Raw genomic sequence first — 22,347 nt, forward strand, 5'->3', positions numbered from 1 at the left:
ATAATGTGACGAAAGCTAGCATTTAGATACGATGATTTCATCAAACTGTTAACGTGCTACAATTGAACTTGATATATGTCAACGAAGCGTAGTTTTATTGGGTGTCCGGCCCCTCTTAGCCTGTTATGTTGCTGTTAAAATGGTTAGGATGACAGCCGTTTTTGACACTGTCGGGTCCTGAGGGAAAGTACCCACGACCAAGCTAATGATGTTGTTGACGTTGATGGAAAGTGCATCAAGAACGCAATTACGTACTTTAGTCATGTTACGCCGATCATGTTAATTTGCAGCATGCATCAGGCAGGTCAGGGACTTTTGTACTTCCTGTTTCGATTTAGTTGGCAATTTAGGTAGCAAACATGCAGACCCCGCACATTCTTATCGTTGAAGACGAGTTGGTAACACGCAACACGTTGAAAAGTATTTTCGAAGCGGAAGGCTATGATGTTTTCGAAGCGACAGATGGCGCGGAAATGCATCAGATCCTCTCTGAATATGACATCAACCTGGTGATCATGGATATCAATCTGCCGGGTAAGAACGGTCTTCTGTTAGCGCGTGAACTGCGCGAGCAGGCGAATGTTGCGTTGATGTTCCTGACTGGCCGTGACAACGAAGTCGATAAAATTCTCGGCCTCGAAATCGGTGCAGATGACTACATCACCAAACCGTTCAACCCGCGTGAACTGACTATTCGTGCACGCAACCTGCTGTCCCGTACCATGAATCTGGGTACTGTCAGCGAAGAACGTCGTAGCGTTGAAAGCTACAAGTTCAATGGTTGGGAACTGGACATCAACAGCCGTTCGTTGATCGGCCCTGATGGCGAGCAGTACAAGCTGCCGCGCAGCGAGTTCCGCGCCATGCTTCACTTCTGTGAAAACCCAGGCAAAATTCAGTCCCGTGCTGAACTGCTGAAGAAAATGACCGGCCGTGAGCTGAAACCACACGACCGTACTGTAGACGTGACGATCCGCCGTATTCGTAAACATTTCGAATCTACGCCGGATACGCCGGAAATCATCGCCACCATCCACGGTGAAGGTTATCGCTTCTGCGGTGATCTGGAAGATTAATCGGCGTTACCACCGTCAAAAAAAATGGCGCTTTTTAGCGCCGTTTTTTTTTTCAACCTTATTTCCAGATACGTAATTCATCGTCCGTTGTAACTTCTCTATTGGCTTTCATTTTCGGCAGTGAAAACGCATACCAGTCGATATTACGGGTCACAAACATCATTCCGGCCAGTGCCACCACCAGCACACTGGTTCCCAACAACAGCGCGCTATCGGCAGAGTTGAGTAGTCCCCACATCACACCATCCAGCAACAACAGCGCGAGGGTAAACAACATGCTGTTGCGCCAGCCTTTCAATACCGCCTGCAAATAAATACCGTTCATTAACGCCCCAATCAGACTGGCGATTATCCATGCCCCGGTAAAACCGGTATGTTCAGAAAGCGCCAGCAAGAGCAAATAAAACATCACTAATGAAAGCCCCACCAGTAAATATTGCATTGGGTGTAAACGTTGCGCGGTGAGCGTTTCAAAAACAAAGAACGCCATAAAAGTCAGCGCAATCAGCAGAATAGCGTACTTAGTCGCCCGGTCAGTTAATTGGTATTGATCGGCTGGCGTCGTCACTGCGACGCTAAACGCGGGGAAGTTTTCCCAGCCGGTATCATTGCCTGAAGCAAAACGCTCACCGAGATTATTAGCAAACCAGCTGCTTTGCCATTGCGCCTGAAAACCTGACTCGCTAACTTCCCGTTTGGCTGGTAGAAAATCACCTAAAAAACTGGGATGCGGCCAGTTGCTGGTTAAGGTCATTTCGCTATTACGCCCGGCAGGCACCACAGAAAGATCGCCGGTACCGCTTAAATTCAGTGCCATATTCAGCTGCAGGTTCTGCTTCCGCCAGTCCCCTTCGGGTAAAGGGATATGCACGCCCTGCCCGCCTTGCTCTAACCCGGTGCCGGGTTCAATGGTCAGCGCCGTTCCGTTAACTTCAGGCGCTTTCACCACACCAATACCACGCGCATCCCCGACGCTAATCACAATAAATGGCTTGCCAAAGGTGATATTTGGCGCGTCGAGTTCGCTAAGACGCGAAACATCGAAATCGGCTTTTAGCGTTAAATCACTGTGCCAGACCTGACCGGTATAAATCCCTATCTTGCGTTCTTCCACGTTCTGATTGCCATCAACCATCAATGACTCAGGTAACCAAAAATGGATAAAACTTCGTTTCCGCTCCACGGTTTTATCCTCTTCCTGTACCGTATAAAGCTCGGTCACAGGAATAGCGATAAGCGGCCCAACGAGTTTTTGCGGCCCGCTGGTACTTTGGCGAATCGCATCTTCCACATCGCTACGGTAATCGGCACGTTCGACAATCACCTGCCGAATCAGCATTATCGGAATCAACAACAGCAATACGGCACCAAACAGGGTGGTCATTTTCCAGAACAGGGGGGATTTCAACATAGTCTTCTCCTTTGCAATGGCAGCAGGATACGAAGGCTATGTGGGAAGAATTTGAAGCTATGTGAAGTGACGGTGAAGTCGAAGCGAGGCCAGCACGCCACCTTCCTGCACGTTGCGCAGCGTGACTTCGCCGTTAAACAAACGGGCGACCTCACTGACGAACGCCAACCCCAGACCGCTGCTTTTTTGCCCATTTGCACGCGGCAAAGAGTAAAAGCGTTCAAAAATACGTGACAGCGCGTAGTCAGGAATACCACTACCGGTATCCAGCACCTTAAGGGCGACGTGTTCCTGATCCACTTCGGCGCTTAGCGTTATGCGACCGCTCTCGGGGGTAAAATCGATGGCGTTATCCAGTAAATTCCCCAGCGCCTGCTCCAGTAACGCCGGTTCAGCAGCAACATTAACCTCAGTGGGCATAACATGTAGAGTGATGTTTTTTTCTGCCAACTGCACGGTGCGCGCTTCGCTGACGCGGCGAAATAATGCCGCCACATCAACAACAGTCAGAACGACTTCCTGACGATTCTCCAGTCTTGCCTGGCGTAGTAACGTTTCTACCAATGCCTGCATACGCGCATTTTGCGTCAGAATGTTGTCGGTAAAACGAGCCACCACTTCCGGTGGCGGACCTTCGCGTAAAATTTCCGCCGCGCTACGAATCGCCGCCAGTGGGCTTTTTAGCTCATGGGTTAACGCATAAACATACTGCTCAATATAGTTTTTCCCTTCCAGCTTCACGCGCATACTTTCCAGCGCCTGCGCAAGCTTACGCAACTCGCTACTGCCGAGTTCAGGAAGAGGAACGGGCTTATTGTCAGTGACGGAATCGGCATAGCGAGTGAGCCGGGCAATGGAGCGGTTGATCCACCAAACCATGCCTGCGCCAATCACCAGTGCAATCCCCAGCAAAATGGCGCTGGCCCATAAAATTCGCCGCTCGCTACGCTTAATGACCGGAGCCATCGCCGCGTTCGGTTTGCCTACGCTCAAAACGCCAATAAGCCGCGAGCCGTCCATAATCGGCGCGGCAACATACATCACCGAACTTTCGGGATCGGCAGGATTTTGCAACGTGCTGCGCGCACCATACTGACCACGCAACGTTAGCCAGACGTCATTCCAGCGCGAATAATCCTGCCCAACGGCTTTATTTGCCGAATCGAACAATACTTTACCCTGCGAATCGGTCATATAGACATGATATTCATTGCGCACTTTGTTAATGCCACCGATATTGGCGCGAAACGGGCGATGTTGTAGCTGATTAAACGCCTGCGCCAGTTGCCCATGCGTTGGGTCCCCAGAGAGCAAATCGGGACGCGCCAGCTCCGCCAGCAACGTTGCGGTATCGATTAACGTCCCCTCCGTTGCTCTTCGCACGCCCGGTTTAACTTCTTTGACAAAAATAGCCAGTACGAACCAGGCCGCCACCGCCACCAGTAAAAAATAGCCCAGCAGCAACCGCATGCCGATACGCATTACAGGCCCCTCAGGCTATATCCCATGCCGCGATGAGTATTAATCGGTGAAAGATCGGGGTTGATGGCGCGCAGCTTGGCACGCAACGTTTTAATGTGGGTATCAACGGTGCGATCGTAGGTGTCCTGCGCATCTTCCCACACGCTATCCATTAGTTGCTGGCGGGACCAGACGCGGCCTGGCGACTTGAGTAACGTCTTCAGCAATAAAAACTCATACCGCGTCAGCGTTAATGGCGTGTCAAACCAGCTGATCTGCGCCGCGGGTTCATTCAATTCAAAATGACCAATACGGATGACGGGAGACGGCGACGAGAACTTCTTCACCCGACGCAGTAAGGTGCGCACCCTGGCGCACACTTCGCGGGGTGAAAACGGTTTAGCCACATAGTCGTCAGCGCCAATTTCCAGCCCAAGCAGGCGATCGACCTCTTCACTTCGGGCCGTCAGGAACAGTACAGGTAACGCCGGATGGAGCGCCAGTAACTGGCGGCATAATTCAAAGCCGCTGATATCAGGCAAACCAACATCGAGAATCATGACGTCGGGAGCCTGCTGGCGAGCTTTATCCAGCACCGGCAAGCCTCGCTCAAAGACCTCGACGGCAAAACCTTCCTGCTGCAACATGTAGACCAGCGTGTCGGCTATCCCTTGCTCATCTTCCACTAACCAGACCGTTTCCCGTTGCATAAATCGCCTCTGTTATTGCCGCCACGGCATGACAGGAACCGCGCTAATCGCGTTTTTCGGCGAACCTTCTACAACTTTGTCGGAGTAAGCCAGATAAGCGAGCGCGTTGCGTTTGGCGTCATAAAAGCGCACGACCTGTAACGACTTAAAGACCAGGGACGTGCGTTTTTTGAATACTACCTCGCCCTGAGCTTTGCCGTTTTTAATACGATCCGACAGTTCAATCGGCCCGACTTGCTGACAAGAAATAGCCGCATCGGAGGTATCTTCCGCCAGACCCAATCCCCCTTTAATACCACCTGTTTTCGCCCGGCTCACATAACAGGTGACATTTTTCACATCGGGATCGTCAAAGGCTTCCACAACAATTTTGTGATCCGGGCCGATCATTTTAAATACGGTGTCGACCGAACCAATCTCTTCTGCATGAGCCAATGGCCCCAGCATTATCAGGCTTAAAGACAGGATCAAATGCTTGTATTTCATATTGTTACCATTTTTATCTATTACACGAGCAATTAGTTCGTCACGGTAAATAACATATTGATTAAGAACAAAATCTCAATACTTTTATTTCCGTCAAGACCTAAAACATACTCTACTAAGAAAAAAACACTGAATGCTAAAACAGCAAAAAATGCTATTATCCAATTACCTGATGTCAGGTGCTCGTTGTTGAAAGGATGAGGATATTTTATGGATCAGGCCGGCATTATTCGCGACCTTTTAATCTGGCTGGAAGGTCATCTGGATCAGCCCCTGTCGCTCGACAATGTAGCGGCGAAAGCAGGTTATTCCAAGTGGCACTTACAGAGAATGTTTAAAGATGTCACTGGCCATGCTATTGGCGCGTATATTCGTGCTCGTCGTTTGTCGAAATCGGCGGTCGCACTACGCCTGACTGCGCGTCCGATTCTGGACATCGCGCTGCAATACCGCTTCGACTCTCAACAGACATTTACCCGCGCATTCAAGAAGCAGTTTGCCCAGACTCCTGCACTTTACCGCCGTTCTCCTGAATGGAGCGCCTTTGGTATTCGCCCGCCGCTGCGTCTGGGTGAATTCACTATGCCAGAGCATAAATTTGTCACCCTGGAAGATACGCCGCTGATTGGTGTTACCCAGAGCTACTCCTGTTCGCTGGAGCAAATCTCTGATTTCCGCCATGAAATGCGTTATCAGTTCTGGCACGATTTTCTCGGCAACGCGCCGACCATTCCGCCAGTGCTCTACGGCCTGAATGAAACGCGTCCGAGTCAGGATAAAGACGACGAACAAGAGGTATTCTATACCACCGCGTTAGCCCAGGATCAGGCAGATGGCTATGTACTGACGGGGCATCCGGTGATGCTGCAGGGCGGCGAATATGTGATGTTTACCTATGAAGGTCTGGGAACCGGCGTGCAGGAGTTTATCCTGACGGTATACGGAACGTGCATGCCAATGCTCAACCTGACGCGCCGTAAAGGTCAGGATATTGAGCGATACTACCCGGCAGAAGACGCCAAAGCGGGAGATCGCCCAATTAATCTGCGCTGTGAACTGCTGATTCCTATCCGCCGTTAACGCTGCAGCTCATCTAATGCAGGGGCGTCCAGATGCGAGATGTCCCCTGCGGTTTCAACGACCCAGCCAGACGCCAGCCACAGGCTTTCCTGATAATCCACGCGCGAAATAGAACAGTTACGCAGACGTAAGCGGCGCTCTGCCCATGCTGGTAATCCGAGAATCGTACTCACCAGGCATCCCAGTGCAATACCATGACTCACCAGCAGCGGTCGGCTTCCCTGCGGTAAGTCCCGGCAAGATTCCAGTGCCGCATTGACGCGATCGCTGAGCTCCTGCATTGACTCGCCTTCAGGAATACGCCCGTCAACGGTGCCATTGACCAGCTGCCGACGCCAGTTCTCTTCTTCTTCGGTCAGAGAATCGATATGTCTTTTTTCCAGCACACCCATGTTTAATTCACGCAGGCGAGAATCAAAGATGATGTCACAGCCGCAGGCCTGGGCGATGATTTCCGCCGTACGCCGGGTGCGTCCTAAATCGCTACTGATAATATGCGTAATGCCAAGCTCTTTGGCACGGGTTGCCACCTGCATCGCCTGTTGCTCACCTTTGGCGGTCAGTGGGCTGTCAGACTGGCCCTGAATACGTCGCTCGGCGTTCCACTGCGTTTCACCGTGGCGGACTAGGTATACCTGTAACATGCTTTTTTTCCGTATACTGCTGTAACGTTAATTTTCTGAGTAATGCTGATTATGCACCAAGTTGTCTGTGCGACCACCAATCCCGCTAAAATTCAGGCCATTCTGCAGGCATTTCACGAGATCTTCGGCGAAGGATCCTGCCATATTGCATCCGTTGCCGTCGAGAGCGGTGTACCGGAACAACCCTTTGGCAGTGAGGAAACGCGCGCTGGCGCACGAAATCGGGTAGCAAATGCCCGCCGTTTACTTCCAGAGGCTGATTTTTGGGTGGCGATTGAAGCTGGCATCGATGGTGACAGCACTTTCAGTTGGGTGGTGATTGAAAACGCCAGCCAGCGCGGCGAGGCGCGTTCGGCTACTTTGCCGTTGCCTGCGGTGATTCTGGAAAAAGTGCGTGAAGGCGAGGCGCTTGGTCCCGTGATGTCGCGTTATACCGGTATTGATGAGATTGGTCGTAAGGAAGGGGCGATCGGCGTGTTTACCGCCGGGAAACTCACTCGCGCCAGCGTCTATCACCAGGCGGTGATCCTGGCGCTGAGTCCGTTTCACAATGCCGTATATCAGGCATTGTAGGACGGATAAGGCGTTCACGCCGCATCCGGCATTCGGTGCACGATGCCTGATGCGACGCTGCCGCGTCTTATCAGGCCTACAAAATCAATCGCTTTTCAGCAACACCTCTTCCAGCCACTGGCGCAGCTCAACGGGCGCGGCTTTCAGGCTGTTAGATCCACGCGTAATCGTCGCGATGCCCGCGCCGAGTTCATTTTTTAACTCACGCTGGCTCATTTCGCCGCGCAACAGCTCTTCGACAATACGCACGCGAGTCCCCAACGCTTCGCGCTCATCTGGCGTCAGCATCAGGTTTAACAACGGTAAATGGAGATCGTTTTGGTAGGCATTCTTAAGCAGGTCGACAAAACGTAACCACTCCTGGTGACGCTGTTCTGCCATCGCTGCTGAATAGGGTGATTGTTGGGCCATAATATGTCGCCATTGTTAGCGGGGGAAGCAAAATGCCTCCCCCGGTTGTACTCGCTAAAGAGTACGATAGCATATCATAAACGGGCGGATCAGTAACGACGTCCCCATTCCGTGGCGCTCATCAACGTCGGTTTATCCCCCATGAAATAGCGGTAGTAAGCGTCATAAGCCAGCACGTTCTTTACATAACCACGCGTCTCGGAGAACGGAATACTCTCGACAAATGCCACTGCGTCGATACGCCCGGCGCTGTTGCCAAGCCAGGTTCGCACCCGCCCTGGTCCGGCGTTATAAGCTGCTGAGGAGAAAATACGGTTATTGCCAAACTGCTGATAAACATATTGCAGATAACTGGTGCCAATGTTGATATTCGTTTCCGGATCCAGCAATTGCCCAGGGCTGCTATAACCAGGAATAGAGAACATCTTCACCGTATGGGTCGCTGTACCAGGCATAATCTGCATCAGGCCGCTGGCCCCTACCGGTGATTTCACTTTTGGATTCCAGGCGCTCTCCTGACGGGCAATCGCCATCGCATAGCTTTGCGGGATCTCCTTCCCACTGGTGTAACGTTTGAAAAGATCGTTGTAAGCCAGCGGGAATCGCTCTTCCAGATGATCCCACAGCTTCCCGGCGATCGTTGCCTGAACGCTAAGATCCCACCATTGGTTGTTGAAAGCATACCGCGCCAGTTGAGCCTGCTCTGTTTTTGACTTGCTCTTCACCAGATTGGCCCACTCGCTACGCGCGGTGTTATCGAGATTCCAGTACATCAACTCGCGCACGCGCGCCATCTCCGACCCCTGAGTCAGGGCGCTGTCAACATTCTGCGGCGCTTTATCAATCTTCAGCTCATACTCTTCGCCGATGCGTTGTGCAGCAACCATCGGGTAGAAACCACGCTGTTGCATGAGTTGATGCAAAATCTCTTTTGCTTCAGCTTCACGTCCGCGTTCCAGCAGTAAATCCGCCTGCCAGTAACGCCATTCATCTTTCTCTTTCGCCTCCATCGGCAAACGCGCCAGCCAGGTATTCAGGCCGCGACGATCGCCGGTGCCAAGCGCCATTCGTACACGGCGTTCAATAAGCGAAGTAGATTGCGAGCGCATAATGGCGTCATCGCGCCATTTCGCCTGCTCGTCGGTGACATCGTTGCCCATCAAACGCCAAGCGACGATATCGCGCAGCTCCTGAATCTGATCTTCATTAAGCTGCTGCGCCTGGGCAAGCGATGGGATCATCAGCCGTGCATTTTCAGCATCCTGCCGCGCCACACTGGCAAACGCCACCGCCGCCATTTGACGGGTAAAATCGGTCGCTCCGGTTGTACGCGCGAAGGTCAGTACCGTATTAGGGTTGTTCGCCAGTGAAATGATTGCCGAGGCGATAGTCTGGTAATCGGCAGGCATCTGCCCTGCCAGCACTGTTACCAGGCCAGTGTTACCCGCTTTCATCGCCAGACGGATACGCTCTAAATACGCCAGCGGATCTTGTTTACCTGACGCACGCCAGACACTAAATAACTTGTCACAGGCGTTAGGCTGGCTCTTGCCGGTTAGCCACAGCTCTTTCGCCCCTTGCCAGGCTTCTTCACTCTGCCCGGTGTTCCATTTTGCATAGTAGTAATTACATTGCGCTTCGGTAGTTCCGGGCTTTTCCGGGCTAAAGGCTAACAAGCCACGCCAGTCTTCACGCCGCGCCAGTTCATTGACGAAACGAGATTGCAGCGTGCGAGCGGGAGGAAGCGTGGGGTTAGCGCGAACAAAGTTAGTGACCGTCACCGCCGGTTGATTCATCAGGTCATCGGTGATCTGACGGTATTCCAGGTAGGGATAAAGTGGATAATCTTTCAGTCCAGGCATCATTTGTTCGACCACATCCATTTGTCGATTATCCCAGGCCTGCTTGATTTGCGCGTAACGGCTACGCTGCTCATCCAGTGAGTCGGCTCGCGCCACGCTGCTGACCGTCAGCAGACAGACACCGGCAGCCAACAGCCGCCAGGTAACTTGTTTGGCTTTTTCCACAAGCGCATCCTCTAAGTGTAAATACATCAATGCAGCGTCATGCCGCGTAATAGATTTATGCTAACCAGTCATTGCCGTTTACGCCACGTTACGGACACTTTTTTAACTTTTACTGCGAAGGTGATCGACCAACTGGGATTAGGCGGGGAAAAAGGCTACACTTCGCCTTTGAAAACTCATCATCACGATAAACATAGAGGCGAAGTCCAACGTGGCTCAATTCGTTTATACCATGCATCGTGTCGGCAAAGTTGTTCCGCCGAAACGTCATATTTTGAAAAACATCTCTCTGAGTTTCTTCCCTGGGGCAAAAATTGGTGTCCTGGGTCTGAACGGCGCGGGTAAGTCTACCCTGCTGCGCATTATGGCGGGCATTGATAAAGACATCGAAGGTGAAGCGCGTCCGCAGCCAGACATCAAGATTGGTTACCTGCCGCAGGAACCGCAGCTGAACCCGGAACACACCGTGCGTGAGTCCATTGAAGAAGCGGTTTCTGAAGTGGTTAACGCCCTGAAACGCCTGGATGAAGTGTATGCGCTGTACGCTGATCCGGATGCCGATTTTGACAAGCTGGCCGCTGAACAAGGCCGTCTGGAAGAGATCATTCAGGCTCACGACGGTCATAACCTGAACGTACAGCTGGAGCGTGCGGCGGATGCGCTACGTCTGCCGGACTGGGACGCGAAAATCGCTAACCTCTCCGGTGGTGAGCGTCGTCGCGTAGCGTTGTGCCGCCTGCTGCTGGAAAAACCAGACATGCTGCTGCTCGACGAACCGACCAACCACCTGGATGCCGAATCCGTGGCCTGGCTGGAACGCTTCCTGCACGACTTCGAGGGCACCGTGGTGGCGATTACCCACGACCGTTACTTCCTCGATAACGTTGCAGGCTGGATCCTCGAACTTGACCGCGGTGAAGGTATTCCGTGGGAAGGCAACTACTCCTCCTGGCTGGAGCAGAAAGATCAGCGCCTGGCGCAGGAAGCTTCACAAGAAGCGGCGCGTCGTAAGTCGATCGAGAAAGAGCTGGAGTGGGTACGTCAGGGAACTAAAGGCCGCCAGTCGAAAGGTAAAGCACGTCTGGCACGCTTTGAAGAGCTGAACAGCACCGAATATCAGAAACGTAACGAAACCAACGAACTGTTTATTCCACCTGGACCGCGTCTGGGCGATAAAGTGCTGGAAGTCAGCAACCTGCGTAAATCCTACGGTGATCGCCTGCTGATTGATGACCTGAGCTTCTCGATCCCGAAAGGGGCAATCGTCGGGATCATCGGTCCGAACGGCGCGGGTAAATCGACCCTGTTCCGTATGATCTCTGGTCAGGAACAGCCGGACAGCGGCACCATCACTTTAGGTGAAACGGTGAAACTGGCATCGGTTGATCAGTTCCGTGACTCAATGGATAACAGCAAAACCGTTTGGGAAGAAGTTTCCGGCGGGCTGGATATTATGAAGATCGGCAACACCGAGATGCCAAGCCGCGCCTACGTTGGCCGCTTTAACTTTAAAGGGGTTGATCAGGGTAAACGCGTTGGTGAACTTTCCGGTGGTGAGCGCGGTCGTCTGCATCTGGCGAAGCTGCTGCAGGTTGGCGGCAACATGCTGCTGCTCGACGAACCAACCAACGACCTGGATATCGAAACCCTGCGCGCGCTGGAAAACGCCCTGCTGGAGTTCCCGGGCTGTGCGATGGTTATCTCGCACGACCGTTGGTTCCTCGACCGTATCGCCACGCACATCCTGGACTACCAGGATGAAGGTAAAGTTGAGTTCTTCGAAGGTAACTTTACTGAGTACGAAGAGTACAAGAAACGCACGCTGGGCGCAGACGCACTGGAGCCGAAGCGTATCAAGTACAAGCGTATTGCGAAGTAATGCGTAAAATGTCGGATGCGGCGTGAACGCCTTATCCGGCCTACAAACCAAGAAATTTCAATACGTTGTGAATCTCCAGGCCTGATAAGACGCGGTAAGCGTCGCATCAGGCATTGAGCACCGAATGCCGGATACGGCGTGAACGCCTTTTCCGGCCTACAACAGCCTTAGTATCCGCAATTTCGTAGCGGGTCACCCGTGCAGGTTTTTTCAAACCTTGTTTAATCTCGACAGCCTCTTCCAGAGAGGTTTTCAACTCATCAAAAAACTTATTTTATACCTCGCCTTTGAGCCGTTTCATCGCGGTTATCTCTGCTCCCCCATCATCTCCCGCACCAGCTCCACGCAGCGCAGGAAACGGCTGTCATAATCGTCCTCTTCAACCCGCACGAATTCGATATTGTTCTCTTCCAGCATCTCCGCCAGCAAGTTCTGGAACTCTTTGCGATCCACCGAACTGCCGAGGCTGCGTAAACCATCCGCCACCCACGGCGTGTTGTTCTCCAGCAGGATCACCAGATCGAAACGGTATTCATCAATCAACGCCTGTACGAACGGATGCTCACGCCCTTCGTACTTTTTGCAGAACGCCTGGGTAGTGACAAAATCAGTGTCAATAAACGCCACTTTATTGGCATATTTCACTGCAAAATCAATGTATTGTGCGTGGCCCAGCGCGATTTTATCGTAATCGGAATACTGCAATGCGATCTCATCACCGCCGAGGTGTGAAAAGACATAATCGCGACCATATTCCCACGCACTGGTGGTATTGAAGATATTGGCAAGTTTGTTTACCAGGGTGGATTTACCGCTCGACTCGCCACCAAGGATCGCCACGGTACGTACAAAGAACGGCTTCACTTCCGTAGGAATATATTCCCAGTAGCGGAACGGGTTTTCGCGGATCTGCGCACCGCTGATACTCATAAAGGTACGTTTCGGATCGACCAGCACCGTATCGATCCCCAGATGTTCCATATACTGTGGCGCATCGGCTTCTTCCGAGGTGTAGATCAGGTCCGGCTGAATCCCCTTTTCAGCCATAAACTTTTTGATGCCGTTGCTCCACACATCCCAGCCGTGCGGATACGGCTCCATGCCCTCTTCGTTGAAAGCATGAATGCGAATATTTTTCTGATATTTAAAAGTTTGTAATAACCAGCGCAGACGATCCGGCACCGTGGGCTGCTGCGACATGGCGCTGTCTTCAAACAACGCGCGGTCGCGGGTATCGTCAAAACCCATAATGATATGCAGCTCGTCAACCTGGCTACAGGCGCGCTGGATAAGGTAGATATGTCCGGTATGCAGCGGGTAGAACTTACCGAATACGACACCAATGGTTTTCTTCTGTCGGGGAAATTCAAGCCCCAAAAAACGGTGCAACGCCTCCAGCTTTTGCGCGCTGGGGCTTTTAATTTTGGCATTCAGTAACTGGCTTAAATACCCTTTGGTCATACCGCTGGCATCAGCTACCTGCTGTAGCGTGCAGCCCTGTTGCTTGATGGCAGTTTTCAGGTAATCAAATGACGACATATCTCCCTCCGTATCTCTCATTATAAGTCGTCGAACACGCTAAGCGCGTCGGAGAGTTTTTTAACGCCAAAAATCTGCATCCCTTCCGGCGCTTTTTTCGGTACGTTAGCCGCCGGAACAATCGCCCGGCGAAAACCGTGTTTCGCCGCTTCTGAAATTCGTTCCTGACCGCTGGGCACCGGGCGGATCTCCCCTGCCAGCCCGACTTCACCAAACACCACCAGATCCTGTGGCAGCGGTCTGTCACGCAGGCTGGAAACCATCGCCAGCAGTAAAGCTAAATCGGCACTGGTTTCGGTTACCTTCACGCCGCCGACCACGTTCACAAATACATCCTGATCGGCCATTTGCAGACCACCGTGACGGTGCAAGACAGCCAGCAGGATTGCCAGACGGTTTTGTTCCAGCCCCACTGCCACGCGGCGCGGATTCGCCATCATCGAGTGATCGACCAGCGCCTGAATCTCCACCAGCAACGGACGCGTTCCTTCCCACACCACCATCACGGAGCTGCCGGAGGTCACTTCATCTCCGCGACTTAAGAAAATTGCCGAAGGGTTGCTGACTTCACGCAGCCCCTGTTCGGTCATCGCGAAGACGCCCAGCTCATTCACCGCGCCGAAGCGGTTTTTATGGCTGCGCAAGGTGCGAAAACGGGAGTCGGCATCACCATCCAGAAGCACCGAACAGTCGATACAGTGTTCCAGCACTTTAGGGCCAGCCAGCGAGCCATCTTTGGTTACGTGCCCAACCATGACAATCGCCACACCGCGCGTTTTGGCGAAGCGCGTCAGATAAGCCGCCGTTTCACGCACCTGCGCCACGCTGCCAGGCGATGACTGTACATCCGCCATATGCATCACCTGGATCGAGTCAATTACCATCAGCTTCGGTTGCTCTTCTTCGGCAATCAGGCAGATCTGCTCGATGCTGGTTTCCGACAACATATTGAGATTGTCAGTCGGCAGGCCAAGGCGATGAGCGCGCATTGCCACCTGTTGCAGCGACTCTTCGCCGGTGACATACAGCGTTTTCATCTGCTGGGCCAGTTTGCACAGCGTTTGCAGCAACAGCGTGGATTTCCCCGCACCAGGGTTACCGCCAATCAGAATGGCACTTCCTGGCACCACGCCGCCGCCTAGTACGCGGTCGAACTCTTTAAATCCGGTGGAAAAACGCGGCAGCTCTTCAAGGCTGATATCGGAGAGTTTCTGGACTTTTGCCACCCCGGCGCTACCGGCATAGCCGCTGAGACGCTCGTTACGCGCCACCGTTGGCGACGCAGCAAGACGCACCTCGGTGATGGTGTTCCAGGCATGACAGGCACTGCACTGCCCCTGCCAGCGCGGATAATCGGCCCCGCATTCATTACAAACAAAGGCGCGTTTTGGAGCTTTTGCCACGGTGTACCTCGTTAATGCTGTGCCGCCCGCAGGATGGCGGGCGAGCAATTACTTCTGATTCAGGCTGCCTGAGAGGATGCAGAATACCCCCATCAGGTCAGCGTGACGGATGGTGACTTCCGCCTTTTCATTCACTTTTGGCTTGGCATGGTAGGCAATCCCCAGCCCTGCCGCTTTGATCATCGGCAGGTCATTGGCTCCATCGCCAATCGCCACGGTCTGCGCCAGCGGGATTTCATACTCCTGCGCGAGGCGAGTCAGAGTTTTCGCTTTGTACTGCGCGTCTACGATGTCGCCGATCACATTGCCGGTAAATTTACCGTCCATGATCTCCAGTTCATTGGCTACCACGGCGGTCAGGCGCAACTTGTCGCGCAGATATTCAGCAAAGAAAGTAAAGCCGCCGGAGGCAATCGCCACTTTCCAGCCCAGCGTTTCCAGCTTGAGCACCAGTTGCGTTAAGCCTGGCATCAGCGGCAGATTTTCACGCACCTGTTGCAGAATATTGGCGTCAGCGCCTTTCAGCGTCGCCACGCGGCTGCGCAGGCTGGCGGTAAAATCGAGTTCGCCGCGCATCGCCCGTTCGGTTACTTCCGCCACCATCTCGCCCGTTCCGGCCAGTTTGGCAATTTCATCAATACATTCAATCTGGATGGCGGTGGAATCCATGTCCATCACCAGCAAACCCGGCGTGCGCAGGTGCGGGATTTTCCCCAGCGGGGCGACATCCAGTTGCGCTTCATGGGCCAGGCGCGTAGCCCGTGCGGTGAGTGAACCTGCCAGACGAATCACCTGATAATCTTCCACGCACCAGGCGGCAACAATCACCATCGCCGCACCCAGTTTGCTCTGGTATTGGGTCAGACGCTGTTTATCCAGCCCACGACCATACAGCAGCCAGCCGCTACGACCTGCGTGGTAATCCAGTGGCATCACTTCATCACCACTTAATGAAAGAGGCAGACCCGGCCATAAAGAGACATCTTCAGGCAGGTCGCACCAGGTAATGTTAGGCATTAAGGCTCCTGTAAAATCGTTCGAAGCAGGGAAAATAACGCATGAGGCTACCTTGTATCCATTGCTTCTGGCAACATTAAGTCTCAAATTTTCAAAGGGTGGAAGATGGCTCGCACAAAACTGAAATTCCGGCTGCATCGGGCAGTGATTGTCCTGTTCTGTCTTGCCTTGTTAGTGGCGCTGATGCAGGGAGCGTCATGGTTTAGTCAAAACCACCAGCGACAACGTAATCCACAGCTGGAAGAACTGGCCCGCACCCTGGCGCGTCAGGTAACGCTGAACGTTGCACCGCTGATGCGTACCGACTCGCCGGATGAAAAACGCATTCAGGCGATCCTCGATCAGTTAACGGATGAAAGCCGTATCCTCGACGCGGGCGTGTATGACGAACAAGGCGATCTTATCGCCCGTTCTGGCGAAAGCGTCGAAGTGCGCGACCGGCTGGCGCTCGACGGTAAAAAAGCGGGCGGCTATTTTAACCAGCAGATTGTCGAACCAATTGCCGGGAAAAACGGACCGCTCGGCTATCTGCGCCTGACGCTCGACACCCATACGCTCGCCACCGAAGCCCAACAGGTGGATAACACCACTAACATTTTACGCCTGATGTTGCTGCTTTCACTGGCAATCGGCGTAGTGCTGACCCGCACGCTGCTACAGGGTAAACGTACCCGCTGGCAGCAATCGCCCTTCCTGTTAACCGCCAGCAAACCGGTGCCGGAAGAGGAAGAAAGCGAGAAAAAAGAGTGACCCATTACTACAAGAAAGGAAATCGTTATGTCCACATTACGCCTGCTCATCTCTGACTCTTACGACCCGTGGTTTAACCTGGCGGTGGAGGAGTGTATTTTTCGCCAGATGCCCGCCACGCAGCGCGTTCTGTTTCTCTGGCGCAATGCCGACACGGTAGTGATTGGTCGCGCGCAGAACCCGTGGAAAGAGTGTAATACCCGGCGGATGGAAGAAGATAACGTCCGCCTGGCACGGCGCAGTAGCGGTGGCGGCGCGGTGTTCCACGATCTCGGCAATACCTGCTTTACCTTTATGGCTGGCAAGCCGGAGTACGATAAAACCATCTCCACGTCGATTGTGCTCAATGCGCTGAACGCGCTTGGCGTCAGCGCCGAAGCGTCCGGGCGTAACGATCTGGTGGTGAAAACCGCCGAAGGCGACCGCAAAGTCTCAGGATCGGCCTATCGCGAAACCAAAGATCGTGGCTTCCACCACGGCACCTTGCTGCTCAATGCCGACCTTAGCCGCCTGGCAAACTATCTCAATCCGGATAAAAAGAAACTGGCGGCGAAAGGCATTACCTCAGTGCGTTCCCGCGTGACCAACCTCACCGAGCTGCTGCCGGGGATCACCCATGAGCAGGTTTGCGAGGCCATAACCAAGGCCTTTTTCGCCCATTATGGCGAGCGTGTAGAAGCGGAAATCATCTCCCCGGACAAAACGCCAGACTTGCCAAACTTCGCCGAAACCTTTGCCCGTCAGAGTAGCTGGGAATGGAACTTCGGTCAGGCTCCGGCATTCTCGCATCTGCTGGATGAACGCTTTAGCTGGGGCGGCGTGGAACTGCATTTCGACGTTGAAAAAGGCCATATCACCCGCGCCCAGGTGTTTACCGACAGCCTCAACCCCGCGCCGCTGGAAGCCCTCGCCGGGCGACTGCAAGGCTGCCTGTACCGCGCGGATATGCTGCAACAAGAGTGCGAAGCGCTGTTGGTTGACTTCCCGGACCAGGAAAAAGAGCTACGGAAGTTGTCGACGTGGATAGCGGGGGCGGTAAGGTAACTCGCTGATTAAAATATCCAGGGAAGGAAATATGATCGATCTGGAAAACCAGGAACGGGAGATTATCAATTTAATGTTCAGCCAGCGTATTTCCTGGCTAGCCGCCGTGCGTATCAGGCATAAATTATCGCTTGCTGAAGTAAGTAAAATGTTAGGTATCTCGATTAATTCTCTAAAACAGATCGAAAAGACGGAACGGCTTAGCTCAAACATCAAAAGCAAAATGGCAGAAATTTATGGTTGTCCACCAGAGTTGCTGATATGCCCTTCCTGGATGACGGCTGAACATAAATGAATAGATTCGTGAATAGATACTTGAATGTATTTTATTTTTTATCTATATGAAAAATAATAGTAAATCTATAAATCAGTTGCTATTGATGAATAGATACTAAAAGCCGGAGCAGTCTCCCACTCCGGCTTAACACGACAATCGCCTTTCAGCGAAACACAATTACTCTTTATCGCCCAGCAGAACGGATTCCAGTGCGATTTTGATCATGTCGTTGAAGGTGGTCTGACGCTCAGCGGCAGTGGTCTGCTCGTGAGTGCGGATGTGGTCAGACACGGTGCAGATGGTCAGGGCTTTCGCGCCAAATTCTGCAGCGACGCCGTAGATACCAGCCGCTTCCATTTCCACGCCGAGGATGCCGTATTTTTCCATCACGTCGAACATTTCGCCGTCCGGAGAGTAGAACAGGTCAGCGGAGAACAGGTTACCAACGCGAGCATCAACGCCCAGTGCTTTAGCCGCGTCTACCGCGTTACGCACCATGTCAAAGTCAGCGATAGCGGCAAAGTCATGGTCTTTAAAACGGATACGGTTAACTTTGGAATCGGTGCAGGCACCCATACCGATAACGACGTCGCGCAGTTTTACGTGCGGCAGAACAGCGCCACAGGAGCCTACGCGGATAATTTTCTTTACGCCGAAATCGGTGATCAGTTCTTTGGTGTAGATGGAGCAGGACGGGATACCCATACCGTGACCCATTACGGAAATTTTGCGGCCTTTGTAAGTACCGGTGAAGCCCAGCATACCGCGAACGTTGTTCACTTCACGGGCATCTTCAAGGAAAGTTTCAGCAATATACTTCGCACGCAGCGGGTCGCCTGGCATCAAAACTACGTCAGCGAAATCGCCCATTTCTGCATTAATGTGTGGGGTAGCCATTGTTTTATCCTTATCAACATGTTTTCACCCTCTCCCTGTGGGAGAGGGCCGGGGTGAGGGCATCAAGCCGCACCCATTATCAGAACATGGCTTTGCCATATTCCATATCAGAAGTACCAAAATATTTTGCCAGAGTCTGGCCGATATCCGCGAAGGTTTCACGGTGACCCAGTGAACCCGGTTTTACTTTCGGGCCGTAAACCAGTACCGGAATGTGTTCACGCGTGTGGTCAGTACCGGTCCAGGTCGGATCACAACCGTGGTCAGCAGTGAGGATCAGGATGTCGTCATCGCGCAGCAAAGACATCAGCTCCGGCAGACGGCGGTCGAACAGCTCCAGACCCGCAGCATAACCGGCGACGTCGCGACGGTGGCCCCAGGAAGAGTCGAAGTCAACGAAGTTGGTGAAGACGATGGTGTTATCACCCGCTTCTTTCATCTCTTTGATGGTGGCGTCAAACAGCGCGTCCAGGCCAGTTGCTTTCACTTTCTTGGTGATACCGCAGTTGGCGTAGATGTCTGCAATTTTACCGACAGAAACCACCTGACCGTGTTTTTCATCAACCAGTTTCTGCAGCACGGTCGGTGCTGGCGGCTCAACAGCCAGGTCGTGACGGTTACCGGTACGCTGGAAGTTACCGGCTTTGTCACCGATAAACGGACGAGCGATAACACGTCCGATGTTGTAGCCGCCGTTGGTCAGCTCTTCACGGGCGATTTCGCACAGTTCGTAGAGTTTATCCAGACCGAAAGTTTCTTCATGGCAGGCAATCTGGAACACGGAGTCAGCGGAGGTATAGAAAATCGGCTTGCCGGTTTTCATGTGCTCTTCGCCCAGCTGATCCAGAATGACCGTACCGGAAGAGTGGCAGTTACCGAGGTAACCCGGCAGATTAGCGCGTTCGACCAGTTTATCCAGCAGCTCTTGCGGGAAGCTGTTTTCGTGATCGGAGAAATATCCCCACTCAAACAGAACCGGGACACCGGCGATTTCCCAGTGACCAGACGGGGTATCTTTACCGGATGACATTTCGTGCGCCCATGCGTACGCGCCGATAACTTCAGCGTTGCCGTCCATTCCCGCCGGAATGAAACCGGTAGAACCTTCGTGTGCTTTCGCCAGCCCCAGACGGGTCAGATTTGGCAGATTGAGCGGGCCTTTACGACCGTTATCAGCTTCGCCTTTGGCACAAGCTTCTGCGATATGACCCAAGGTGTCAGCCCCGACGTCACCAAAGCGTTCTGCATCTTCTGTAGCGCCGATGCCGAATGAGTCCAGCACCATAATAAATGCACGTTTCATATGTTCTCCGTACTCAGTGCTTCAAATTTAAATGATCAGATCAGTATACCGTTATTCGCTGATACGGCGATAGACAGTTGGTGTGCTTTCCGGTGCTTTATCGGCAAGTTTAATTGCCGCTTTCACCGCTTTCGCCGCTTCCTGCCAGCTGTTTTCGTCTTTCGCGTGGATAACCGCCAGCGGACGCTGACCGTCTACCTGGTCGCCCAAACGCGCCATATCAGTAAAGCCGACGCTGTAATCAATGGTGTCAGATGCCTGACGACGACCGCCGCCCATTGCAACCACTGCCATCCCCAGCGCGCGGGTATCCATTTCACTGACAAAACCTTCGGTATCAGCATAGACTGCTTTCGTCAGCATCGCTGTCGGCAGATACTTCGCGTAGTTCTCAACGAAGTCGGTCGGGCCTTTTTGTGCCGCTACCATACGACCAAAGACTTCTGCCGCTTTACCGTTGTCCAGCACCGCCTGCAATTTCGCGCGCGCTTCGGCGTCATCTTTCGCCAGTTTGCCGGAGATCAGCATCTCCACGCACAGCGCCATCGTGACATCAAACAGACGCGGGTTACGATATTCACCCGTCAGGAACTGCACCGCTTCACGAACTTCAACCGCGTTACCTGCACTGGAGGCCAGTACCTGATTCATGTCGGTGAGCAGCGCGGTGGTGCGCACGCCAGCGCCGTTAGCCACGCCAACAATCGCTTCGGCAAGGGCTTCAGAGAGTTCGTAGGTCGGCATAAACGCGCCGCTACCCACTTTCACGTCCATCACCAGCGCGTCCAGACCTTCCGCCAGTTTCTTCGCCAGAATAGAGGCGGTGATCAGCGGGATGGAGTCCACGGTTGCGGTAATATCACGGGTCGCGTAGAAACGTTTATCCGCCGGAGCCAGTGAGCTGGTCTGACCGATAATCGCCACGCCGACGTCTTTAATAATTTCGCGGAAACGGTTGTCATCCGGGAAAATGTCGAAGCCAGGGATGGATTCCAGTTTGTCGAGCGTACCGCCAGTATGACCGAGGCCGCGACCGGAGATCATCGGAATATAGCCGCCGCAGGCTGCGACCATCGGCCCCAACATCAGCGAAGTCACATCGCCGACGCCGCCGGTGGAGTGTTTATCAACAATCGGGCCATTCAGATGCAGGCTTTTCCAGTCGAGAACGGTTCCTGAATCTCGCATCGCCATGGTCAGCGAGACACGCTCAGGCATTGTCATATCGTGGAAGAAAATGGTCATCGCGAGGGCGGCAATCTGCCCTTCGGAGATAGTGTTGTCGCGAATACCGTTGATAAAGAAACGAATTTCTTCATCGCTTAGCGCATGACCATCACGTTTTTTACGAATAATTTCTTGTGCGAGAAACAAGGTAACCTCCCGAGGAAAAGAGTATGAGGCGGCTTTTGCCGGATGCGTCTACGCCTTATCCGGCCTACGGGTAGATACGTCTCGTAGGCCTGATAAGCGCAGCGCATCAGGCGTAAAGCATCTTACTTAGTAGCTGCTGGCGCTCTTACCGTCGCCGTGGCCCAGCGCTTTCAGCAGGCTTGCCAGCAGGCTGGAAGCACCAAAGCGGTAGTGACGCGCATCAGCCCAGTCAGCACCGAACAGTTCATCTGCGATGGCGAGATATTTCTGCGCATCTTCCGCAGTACGCACGCCGCCCGCCGGTTTGAAACCAACGGTTTTTTCTACGCCCATATCACGGATCACTTCCATCATGATGCGCGCGCTTTCCGGCGTCGCGTTCACAGCCACTTTACCGGTAGAGGTTTTGATGAAGTCCGCACCCGCTTTGATGGAGATTTCAGACGCTTTACGGATCAGCGCTTCGTCTTTCAGTTCGCCGGTTTCGATGATCACTTTCAGCAGTACATTCGCTGCCGCGCAAGCCTCTTTACAGGCTTTCACCAGGTCAAAACCAACCTGCTCGTTACCCGCCATCAGCGCGCGGTACGGGAACACAACGTCAACTTCATCTGCACCGTAGGCGATTGCCGCACGGGTTTCTGCCAGCGCGATTTCGATGTCATCGTTACCGTGTGGGAAGTTGGTTACCGTAGCGATTCGGATTTCCGGGGTGCCCTGCTCTTTCAGCGTTTTGCGAGCAATCGGGATAAAGCGAGGATAGATACAGATAGCGGCGGTATTGCCGACCGGAGTTTTGGCCTGATGACACAGAGCAATTACTTTCTCGTCGGTGTCGTCGTCATTCAGGGTGGTCAGGTCCATCAATTTCAGTGCACGCAGGCTGCTTGCTTTCAGATCAGTCATTTCATTCTCCTGGCTTGTCGCCAATAAAATTCACCTTGCGAGTTTGTTAGTATTCTAACATCTACTCCGCAACACACTT

General features: G+C 53.1%; 22 protein-coding genes and 1 pseudogene. 7 read left to right on the forward strand and 16 right to left on the reverse strand.

Annotated features, from left to right (window positions below):
- Positions 1-123: 123 nt before the first annotated feature.
- On the reverse strand, positions 124-264 hold the full coding sequence (gene yjjY / locus RTW80_RS12595) for a protein YjjY (protein WP_001303782.1): 141 nt from the start codon (positions 262-264) through the stop codon (positions 124-126).
- Positions 265-359: 95 nt separating this feature from the next.
- Between yjjY and arcA the strand changes: the two genes are divergently transcribed.
- Complete coding sequence (gene arcA, locus RTW80_RS12600; RefSeq protein WP_001194358.1) at positions 360-1,076, forward strand: two-component system response regulator ArcA; 717 nt, start codon at positions 360-362, stop codon at positions 1,074-1,076.
- Between the two features lie 58 nt (positions 1,077-1,134).
- On the opposite strand, the gene creD is transcribed toward arcA, so the two are convergent.
- The 4 genes from creD to creA are packed head-to-tail and all read right to left on the reverse strand — an operon-like array spanning position 1,135 to position 5,144.
- Positions 1,135-2,487, reverse strand: a complete 1,353-nt coding sequence (creD, locus tag RTW80_RS12605) for a cell envelope integrity protein CreD (RefSeq protein ID WP_063119372.1) — start codon at positions 2,485-2,487, stop codon at positions 1,135-1,137.
- A gap of 57 nt (positions 2,488-2,544) precedes the next feature.
- A complete protein-coding gene (gene creC, locus RTW80_RS12610; RefSeq protein WP_001219615.1) occupies positions 2,545-3,969 on the reverse strand; it encodes a two-component system sensor histidine kinase CreC in 1,425 nt (474 codons plus the stop codon).
- Positions 3,969-4,658 (reverse strand): two-component system response regulator CreB, encoded by a 690-nt coding sequence (gene creB, locus RTW80_RS12615; protein ID WP_001188664.1) that lies wholly within the window; start codon positions 4,656-4,658, stop codon positions 3,969-3,971. The genes creC and creB overlap by 1 nt, the downstream gene beginning before the upstream one ends.
- Before the next feature lie 12 nt (positions 4,659-4,670).
- Entirely contained in the window at positions 4,671-5,144 is a 474-nt protein-coding gene (gene creA / locus RTW80_RS12620) for a protein CreA (RefSeq protein ID WP_000875487.1), read from the reverse strand.
- Positions 5,145-5,354: 210 nt separating this feature from the next.
- On the opposite strand from creA, the gene robA reads away from it, so the two are divergent.
- A complete protein-coding gene (gene robA, locus RTW80_RS12625) occupies positions 5,355-6,224 on the forward strand; it encodes an MDR efflux pump AcrAB transcriptional activator RobA (protein ID WP_000371666.1) in 870 nt (289 codons plus the stop codon).
- Here robA and gpmB read toward each other — a convergent pair.
- Positions 6,221-6,868: a 2,3-diphosphoglycerate-dependent phosphoglycerate mutase GpmB gene (gene gpmB, locus RTW80_RS12630; RefSeq protein WP_000942344.1), complete on the reverse strand. Its 648-nt coding sequence runs from the start codon at positions 6,866-6,868 to the stop codon at positions 6,221-6,223. The two genes, robA and gpmB, sit on opposite strands and share 4 nt — an antisense overlap.
- Positions 6,869-6,919: 51 nt before the next feature.
- On the opposite strand from gpmB, the gene yjjX reads away from it, so the two are divergent.
- Positions 6,920-7,441: an inosine/xanthosine triphosphatase gene (yjjX, locus tag RTW80_RS12635; protein WP_001341279.1), complete on the forward strand. Its 522-nt coding sequence runs from the start codon at positions 6,920-6,922 to the stop codon at positions 7,439-7,441.
- An 84-nt stretch (positions 7,442-7,525) separates the two neighbouring features.
- Here yjjX and trpR read toward each other — a convergent pair whose 3' ends face one another.
- Positions 7,526-7,852, reverse strand: coding sequence for a trp operon repressor (trpR, locus tag RTW80_RS12640; RefSeq protein ID WP_000068679.1), 327 nt, complete (start codon positions 7,850-7,852; stop codon positions 7,526-7,528).
- 89 nt (positions 7,853-7,941) lie between these two features.
- The gene (gene sltY / locus RTW80_RS12645) at positions 7,942-9,879 is read right to left on the reverse strand and encodes a murein transglycosylase (RefSeq protein WP_000409456.1); all 1,938 of its coding nucleotides are present in this window, start codon (positions 9,877-9,879) and stop codon (positions 7,942-7,944) included.
- A 211-nt stretch (positions 9,880-10,090) separates the two neighbouring features.
- Between sltY and ettA the strand changes: the two genes are divergently transcribed.
- Positions 10,091-11,758, forward strand: a complete 1,668-nt coding sequence (gene ettA / locus RTW80_RS12650; protein ID WP_000046749.1) for an energy-dependent translational throttle protein EttA — start codon at positions 10,091-10,093, stop codon at positions 11,756-11,758.
- 160 nt (positions 11,759-11,918) lie between these two features.
- On the opposite strand, the pseudogene nadS reads toward ettA, so the two are convergent.
- From nadS to serB, 4 genes and pseudogenes are all read right to left on the reverse strand, one after another.
- Positions 11,919-12,026 (reverse strand): annotated as a pseudogene (gene nadS / locus RTW80_RS12655) (NadS family protein); the annotation flags it as partial.
- Between the two features lie 38 nt (positions 12,027-12,064).
- Positions 12,065-13,297: a multifunctional transcriptional regulator/nicotinamide-nucleotide adenylyltransferase/ribosylnicotinamide kinase NadR gene (gene nadR, locus RTW80_RS12660; protein WP_000093807.1), complete on the reverse strand. Its 1,233-nt coding sequence runs from the start codon at positions 13,295-13,297 to the stop codon at positions 12,065-12,067.
- Between the two features lie 20 nt (positions 13,298-13,317).
- Positions 13,318-14,700: a DNA repair protein RadA gene (radA, locus tag RTW80_RS12665; protein WP_001029698.1), complete on the reverse strand. Its 1,383-nt coding sequence runs from the start codon at positions 14,698-14,700 to the stop codon at positions 13,318-13,320.
- Between the two features lie 48 nt (positions 14,701-14,748).
- On the reverse strand, positions 14,749-15,717 hold the full coding sequence (gene serB / locus RTW80_RS12670; protein ID WP_001132955.1) for a phosphoserine phosphatase: 969 nt from the start codon (positions 15,715-15,717) through the stop codon (positions 14,749-14,751).
- Positions 15,718-15,822: 105 nt separating this feature from the next.
- On the opposite strand from serB, the gene RTW80_RS12675 reads away from it, so the two are divergent.
- Genes RTW80_RS12675 through RTW80_RS12685 form a run of 3 tightly spaced genes read left to right on the forward strand, consistent with a single transcriptional unit; the run spans position 15,823 to position 17,806 of the window.
- A complete protein-coding gene (locus tag RTW80_RS12675; protein WP_000124615.1) occupies positions 15,823-16,467 on the forward strand; it encodes a YtjB family periplasmic protein in 645 nt (214 codons plus the stop codon).
- A gap of 27 nt (positions 16,468-16,494) precedes the next feature.
- The gene (gene lplA, locus RTW80_RS12680; RefSeq protein WP_000105862.1) at positions 16,495-17,511 is read left to right on the forward strand and encodes a lipoate--protein ligase LplA; all 1,017 of its coding nucleotides are present in this window, start codon (positions 16,495-16,497) and stop codon (positions 17,509-17,511) included.
- A 31-nt stretch (positions 17,512-17,542) separates the two neighbouring features.
- A complete protein-coding gene (locus tag RTW80_RS12685) occupies positions 17,543-17,806 on the forward strand; it encodes a helix-turn-helix domain-containing protein (RefSeq protein ID WP_000566150.1) in 264 nt (87 codons plus the stop codon).
- 159 nt (positions 17,807-17,965) lie between these two features.
- On the opposite strand, the gene deoD is transcribed toward RTW80_RS12685, so the two are convergent.
- The 4 genes from deoD to deoC all read right to left on the reverse strand — a co-directional run bounded on the left by deoD (position 17,966) and on the right by deoC (position 22,268).
- Entirely contained in the window at positions 17,966-18,685 is a 720-nt protein-coding gene (deoD, locus tag RTW80_RS12690; RefSeq protein ID WP_000224879.1) for a purine-nucleoside phosphorylase, read from the reverse strand.
- A 79-nt stretch (positions 18,686-18,764) separates the two neighbouring features.
- The gene (gene deoB, locus RTW80_RS12695) at positions 18,765-19,988 is read right to left on the reverse strand and encodes a phosphopentomutase (RefSeq protein ID WP_000816471.1); all 1,224 of its coding nucleotides are present in this window, start codon (positions 19,986-19,988) and stop codon (positions 18,765-18,767) included.
- Positions 19,989-20,039: 51 nt separating this feature from the next.
- On the reverse strand, positions 20,040-21,362 hold the full coding sequence (deoA, locus tag RTW80_RS12700; protein WP_000477811.1) for a thymidine phosphorylase: 1,323 nt from the start codon (positions 21,360-21,362) through the stop codon (positions 20,040-20,042).
- 126 nt (positions 21,363-21,488) lie between these two features.
- Positions 21,489-22,268: a deoxyribose-phosphate aldolase gene (gene deoC / locus RTW80_RS12705; RefSeq protein WP_001295412.1), complete on the reverse strand. Its 780-nt coding sequence runs from the start codon at positions 22,266-22,268 to the stop codon at positions 21,489-21,491.
- Between the last annotated feature and the right edge of the window lie 79 nt (positions 22,269-22,347).

The sequence above is a fragment of the Escherichia sp. AM3 genome (assembly GCF_032029835.1).
GTDB classification, from domain to species: Bacteria; Pseudomonadota; Gammaproteobacteria; order Enterobacterales; family Enterobacteriaceae; genus Escherichia; species Escherichia coli.

Bases quoted from the DNA above. Each gene is read 5' to 3' on its own strand.
- deoC (WP_001295412.1), bottom strand. From the start codon at position 22,268: ATGACTGATCTGAAAGCAAGCAGCCTGCGTGCACTGAAATTGATGGAC.
- creD (WP_063119372.1), bottom strand. From the start codon at position 2,487: ATGTTGAAATCCCCCCTGTTCTGGAAAATGACCACCCTGTTTGGTGCC.
- RTW80_RS12675 (WP_000124615.1), top strand. From the start codon at position 15,823: ATGGCTCGCACAAAACTGAAATTCCGGCTGCATCGGGCAGTGATTGTC.
- nadR (WP_000093807.1), bottom strand. From the start codon at position 13,297: ATGTCGTCATTTGATTACCTGAAAACTGCCATCAAGCAACAGGGCTGC.
- yjjX (WP_001341279.1), top strand. From the start codon at position 6,920: ATGCACCAAGTTGTCTGTGCGACCACCAATCCCGCTAAAATTCAGGCC.
- creB (WP_001188664.1), bottom strand. From the start codon at position 4,658: ATGCAACGGGAAACGGTCTGGTTAGTGGAAGATGAGCAAGGGATAGCC.
- RTW80_RS12685 (WP_000566150.1), top strand. From the start codon at position 17,543: ATGATCGATCTGGAAAACCAGGAACGGGAGATTATCAATTTAATGTTC.
- creC (WP_001219615.1), bottom strand. From the start codon at position 3,969: ATGCGTATCGGCATGCGGTTGCTGCTGGGCTATTTTTTACTGGTGGCG.
- lplA (WP_000105862.1), top strand. From the start codon at position 16,495: ATGTCCACATTACGCCTGCTCATCTCTGACTCTTACGACCCGTGGTTT.
- serB (WP_001132955.1), bottom strand. From the start codon at position 15,717: ATGCCTAACATTACCTGGTGCGACCTGCCTGAAGATGTCTCTTTATGG.
- creA (WP_000875487.1), bottom strand. From the start codon at position 5,144: ATGAAATACAAGCATTTGATCCTGTCTTTAAGCCTGATAATGCTGGGG.
- deoD (WP_000224879.1), bottom strand. From the start codon at position 18,685: ATGGCTACCCCACACATTAATGCAGAAATGGGCGATTTCGCTGACGTA.
- trpR (WP_000068679.1), bottom strand. From the start codon at position 7,852: ATGGCCCAACAATCACCCTATTCAGCAGCGATGGCAGAACAGCGTCAC.
- robA (WP_000371666.1), top strand. From the start codon at position 5,355: ATGGATCAGGCCGGCATTATTCGCGACCTTTTAATCTGGCTGGAAGGT.
- yjjY (WP_001303782.1), bottom strand. From the start codon at position 264: ATGACTAAAGTACGTAATTGCGTTCTTGATGCACTTTCCATCAACGTC.
- arcA (WP_001194358.1), top strand. From the start codon at position 360: ATGCAGACCCCGCACATTCTTATCGTTGAAGACGAGTTGGTAACACGC.
- deoB (WP_000816471.1), bottom strand. From the start codon at position 19,988: ATGAAACGTGCATTTATTATGGTGCTGGACTCATTCGGCATCGGCGCT.
- gpmB (WP_000942344.1), bottom strand. From the start codon at position 6,868: ATGTTACAGGTATACCTAGTCCGCCACGGTGAAACGCAGTGGAACGCC.